This is a genomic window from Pseudonocardia sp. NPDC049154, assembly GCF_040648315.1.
Classification (GTDB): Bacteria; Actinomycetota; Actinomycetes; order Mycobacteriales; family Pseudonocardiaceae; genus Pseudonocardia.
In genome coordinates this window covers 1-4,411 of the sequence record NZ_JBEZDN010000233.1, presented here as the reverse complement: position 1 = coordinate 4,411, position 4,411 = coordinate 1, and the positions used below count along the sequence as shown (strand labels likewise).

The window sequence follows — 4,411 nt, the reverse complement described above, 5'->3', positions numbered from 1 at the left end:
GGGCGGCCGTCGACGGCGGGGCGCTCGACCTCGAGCACCCCGGCGACCTCGCCCTCGACGAGCAGCGGCACCGCGGCGCTGGTGTGTGCGCACTCCCGCGGGTCGCCGTCGGCGGCGAGCCGGGCGAGGTCGCCGTCGGGACGGCGGGCGTACACCACGCAGCGTGCGGCGCCGAGCTCCGCACGCAGCGCACGTGCGACCAGCGTCAACTCCGCGGTCACGTCCTGTTGCGGCGGCTCGGGGCGGACCGTTGTAGGACTCGCCATGGCTCCCCCTCGACGTCGTTGGTTCGGCAGGGCCCTGCGACTACCGTCACAATCTGCCTCCCTAACAGTCGTTAGGCAAGAGTCGGCGCGCGACGAGACACGGAAGGACGCCCACATGGATGTCGGTGTGCTGCTGGTGTTCCAGAACTGGCACGAGAACCTGTCCGACGGCGAGATGTTCCGGCAGGAGGCCGAGCTCGGCGTCCTGGCCGAGGAGTACGGATTCGACTCCGTCTGGGCCGCCGAGCACCACTTCGACGACTACTCGATGTGCCCGGACAACCTGCAGCTGATGACCTACCTGGCCGGGAAGACCTCGCGGATCAAGCTGGGTACCGGCGCGGTGATCCTGCCGTGGAACGACCCGCTGCGGGTCGTCGAGAAGGCGATCATGCTCGACCACCTGTCCGGCGGGCGGGTGTTGCTCGGGATGGGTCGCGGCCTGGCGAAGATGGAGTACGAGCAGTTCGGCGTGGACATGAACGAGTCCCGACAGCGCTTCGACGAGGCCGCCCCGGTCATCGTCGCGGGCCTGCAGAACGGGTACGTCGAGAACGACGGTCCCTTCTACCCGCAGCCGCGGGCGGTCGTGCGCCCCGGCCCCGCCCCGGAGTACGACTGGACCGGCCGGATCTACGGCGTCGCGATGTCGCCGGACTCGGTGCCCGCCGTCGCCAAGGTCGGCGCCCGGATGATGACCTTCATGCAGTACCCGGCGGAGGTCCACGCCGAGTCGATCAACCGCTACCGCGACATCTACCGCGAGGAGCACGGCACCGAGCCGCTGCCGGTGCACACGCAGGACTTCGTGTACTGCCACGAGGACCCGGAGGAGGCGGAGAAGACCGCCCGCGAGTACCTGTCCCGCTACTTCCTGTCCGTCGTCAAGCACTACGACTTCGCCGGCAAGCACTGGCGCGAGACGAAGGGCTACGAGGCCTACCAGGTCGGTGCGGACATGATCCGCGAGGCCGGCATGGAGGCCGCGGCCGCGGGCTACGCGGACACGCAGGTGTGGGGCACGCCCGAGCAGTGCATCGAGAAGTACAGGCACCGCCTCGAGGTGCTCGGCCCGCACCACCCGTCGATCGCGCCGTCGTTCGCCGGTCTGCCCTTCGAGAAGGTCCGGGCCTCGCTGAAGCTGTTCGGCGAGAAGGTCGTCCCCGAGCTGAAGAAGCTCGGCGTCGCGGCTCCGGCCGGGGTGTGACGTGGGCGCGCTCGAGGAGGAGAACAAGAAGGTCGTCACCGAGTTCATGGAGGTCTTCTCCTCCGGTGACGTGAACGGGATCCTGGGCTCGCTCACGGACGACGCCACCTGGTGGGTCGCCGGGAACATCCCCGGCATCTCCGGGACCAAGGACAAGGCGGGCTTCGGCGAGATGCTCGGCGGGATCGCCGAGGGCACGAAGACCGGCGCGATCACGCTGACCCCGCTGGCGTTCACCGCCGAGGGCGAGCGGGTCGCGGTGGAGACCGAGTCCTACGCGGAGCTGAAGAACGGGCGGGTCTACAACAACCTGTACCACTTCGTCTTCACCGTCCGGGACGGCAAGATCAGCTCGGTGAAGGAGTTCCTGGACACCGAGCACACCACCGCGGTCTTCGTCGCCCCCTGATCCACCCTGTGAGTGGCAATAGTCGCTATGGCGACTATTGCCACTCACGACTATGTGGGGACGTTGACCGACTCCCGGAGGGCACGCTTGTCGAGCTTGCCGACGCTGGTTCTCGGGAGGCTCTCGACGACCTCGATGCGCTCGGGCAGCCACCAGCGCGGCACCCGCTCCCCCAGCCGCGCCGTGAGCTCCTCCCCGGTCGCGGCCGAGCCGGTGTTCAGCACCACGAGCGCCAGCGGCCGCTCCTGCCAGCGCGGGTGCGGCACGGCGACCACGGCGGCCTCCGCCACCTCCGGGTCGGCCAGCAGCGCCTGCTCCAGGGCCAGCGAGCTGATCCACTCGCCGCCGCTCTTGATCAGGTCCTTGGCGCGGTCGACGATCCGCATCCAGCCGTCCGGATCGATGACGGCGACGTCGCCGGTCATCAGCCAGCCGTCGTCGAACCGCTCGGGGGCCTCGCCGAGGTAGTACCCGGTGGCCACCCACGGCCCCTTGACCTGCAGCTCCCCCGCGGACTCGCCGTCCCACGGGAGCTCGTGGCCGGCGTCGTCGACGATCCGCCACTGCAGGCCGGGCAGCAGCCGCCCCTGGCTCTGCGTGCGGCGGCGGTGCTCCTCGCGGTCGGCGATCGGCCGGGGCGGCCGGGTGAAGCTGGCCATCGGGGACAGCTCGGTCATGCCCCAGCCCTGGTAGACGGGGATGCCCAGCTCCTCCTCGAGATCGCGGATGAGGGCGAGGCTCGGGGTGGAGCCGCCGAGCACGAGGGCCCGCAGGCTGCGCAGGTCGCCGCCGTGCTCGCGGACGTGCCGGAGGATGTCGACGGCGACCGTCGGCACCATCCCGACGTAGGTCACCTGCTCGCGCTCGATGATCCGGGCGATCTCCGCGGGCGTCGGGTGCGGCCCGGGCAGCACCTGGGTGGCGCCGGTCATCGTGGCCGCGAACGGGACGCCCCAGGCGTTGGCGTGGAACATCGGGACGACGTGCAGCACGGTGTCCGCGGCGGAGATCGCGTGTCCGTCTGCGAGGCAGGCGGCGAAGGTGTGCAGGTACAGGCCGCGGTGGCTGTACCCGACGCCCTTCGGCCGGCCGGTGGTGCCGGAGGTGTAGCAGAGCACGGCGAGGTCGTCCTCGCGCACACCGGGCTCGCCGTCGTAGGCCGGGCCGTCGACCAGCAGAGCCTCGTAGGCGTCGCCGGTGTCGAGCACGCCCAGCTCGGGCTGGACGCCGTCGAGCAGGTGCTGCAGCTCGGCGTCGGCCACGATCAGCCGGTCGTCGGCGTGCCCGGCGATGTAGGCGATCTCCTCCGCGGACAGCCGCAGGTTGAGCGTGTGCAGAACCGCCCCGACCTGCGGGACCGCCGCGTACAGCTCGAGGTGTCGGTGGTGGTTCCAGGCCAGGCTGGCCACCCGGTCCCCCGGCCGCACCCCGAGCCGGCGCAGCGCCCCCGCGAGCCGGTGGACCCGGTCGGCGTAGGCGGCGTAGTCGTAGCGCAGGACCTCCTCGCCGTGCGCGTACGCCACGATCTCGCGGTCGGGATGGTGCCGGCGCGCCCGGCGCAGGAAATCGGTGATCAGCAGCTCGCCGGGGCGCGTCGTCATGGCGTCAGGGTCGTCGGGCGGGCGGGGGCTGTCACCCGCCCGGGGCCCGGCGGCTTGTGGGCTCCTTCAACGCCCGCGCCACCCGTCGGGGGACGTCATCCCCGGCGCGGGCGGTAGTGGCCCGGCACCATCCGCGTGGACACGCCGAAGCGGTTCCAGGCGTTGATCGCGGTGATCGCCGCGACGAGCTGGGCCAGCTCGGTGTCGTCGAACTGTGCGGCGGCCCGCTCCCAGACGTCGTCGGGCACGAAGCCGTCCGTGAGCACGGTGATCGCGTCGGTCAGCGCGAGGGCCGCGATCTCGCGCGGCGAGTAGAAGTGCGCCGACTCCTCCCAGGCCGCGAGCTGCACGACCCGCTCGACGGACTCGCCCTGTGCCAGCGCGTCCTTCGTGTGCATGTCCAGGCAGAAGGCGCAGTGGTTGAGCTGCGAGGCGCGGATCCTGACGAGCTCGACGAGGGCGGGCTCGAGGCCCGCGCCGGCGGCGGCGGCGAACCGGGCCATGGCCTTGTAGACGTCCGGGACGAGCTCGGCGAGCGCGAGCCGCGGGGCGTGCTCGGGGTTGCGGGTGGGGGCGGGGGTCTCCTCGGTGATGGTCACGTGCCCGACGGTAGGCCCCGGTTGGCGCACGGATGTGGTCCACTTCCAGCATGGTTTCGCGGGCCACTTCGGACCTCCATCTCGACCTCGCGCCGGGCCGCGGGGTCCGGTCCGCGCTGATGGAGGCCCTGCGCGAGGCGGTGCGCAGCGGGCGGCTGGCCCCGGGCTCGCGGCTGCCCTCTTCCCGGTCGCTCGCGGCCGACCTCGGGCTGGCGCGCAACACGGTCGCGGACGCGTACGCGGAGCTGGTCGCCGAGGGCTGGCTGACGGCCCGGCAGGGCTCGGGCACCCGGGTGGCGCCGCGTGCCGTCCCCGGCGACCGGCCCGTC

The 4,411-nt window shown here is 71.9% G+C and carries 6 protein-coding genes; 3 read left to right on the top strand and 3 right to left on the bottom strand.

Annotated elements, in window-relative coordinates; genetic code table 11:
* Positions 1 to 266: hypothetical protein (locus AB0B41_RS42735; RefSeq protein WP_358212903.1), on the bottom strand; the 266-nt coding region annotated here is incomplete at its 3' end.
* A gap of 115 nt (positions 267 to 381) precedes the next feature.
* Here AB0B41_RS42735 and AB0B41_RS42730 point away from each other — a divergent pair.
* Both AB0B41_RS42730 and AB0B41_RS42725 read left to right on the top strand, forming a co-directional pair.
* Positions 382 to 1,473, top strand: a complete 1,092-nt coding sequence (locus AB0B41_RS42730; RefSeq protein ID WP_358212901.1) for an LLM class flavin-dependent oxidoreductase — start codon at positions 382 to 384, stop codon at positions 1,471 to 1,473.
* Position 1,474: 1 nt separating this feature from the next.
* Positions 1,475 to 1,882: a nuclear transport factor 2 family protein gene (locus tag AB0B41_RS42725; RefSeq protein WP_358212899.1), complete on the top strand. Its 408-nt coding sequence runs from the start codon at positions 1,475 to 1,477 to the stop codon at positions 1,880 to 1,882.
* A gap of 50 nt (positions 1,883 to 1,932) precedes the next feature.
* On the opposite strand, the gene AB0B41_RS42720 is transcribed toward AB0B41_RS42725, so the two are convergent.
* Together AB0B41_RS42720 and AB0B41_RS42715 are read right to left on the bottom strand one after the other, a co-directional pair.
* Complete coding sequence (locus AB0B41_RS42720; protein WP_358212897.1) at positions 1,933 to 3,483, bottom strand: long-chain-fatty-acid--CoA ligase; 1,551 nt, start codon at positions 3,481 to 3,483, stop codon at positions 1,933 to 1,935.
* A 95-nt stretch (positions 3,484 to 3,578) separates the two neighbouring features.
* Positions 3,579 to 4,082, bottom strand: a complete 504-nt coding sequence (locus AB0B41_RS42715; RefSeq protein ID WP_358212895.1) for a carboxymuconolactone decarboxylase family protein — start codon at positions 4,080 to 4,082, stop codon at positions 3,579 to 3,581.
* 50 nt (positions 4,083 to 4,132) lie between these two features.
* Here AB0B41_RS42715 and AB0B41_RS42710 point away from each other — a divergent pair.
* The coding region (locus AB0B41_RS42710; protein ID WP_358212893.1) for a winged helix-turn-helix domain-containing protein at positions 4,133 to 4,411 on the top strand (279 nt) is incomplete at its 3' end.

What these genes read in the sequence shown, in the direction of transcription:
- AB0B41_RS42730 (WP_358212901.1), top strand. Translation starts at nt 382, where the DNA reads ATGGATGTCGGTGTGCTGCTGGTGTTCCAGAACTGGCACGAGAACCTG.
- AB0B41_RS42720 (WP_358212897.1), bottom strand. Translation starts at nt 3,483, where the DNA reads ATGACGACGCGCCCCGGCGAGCTGCTGATCACCGATTTCCTGCGCCGG.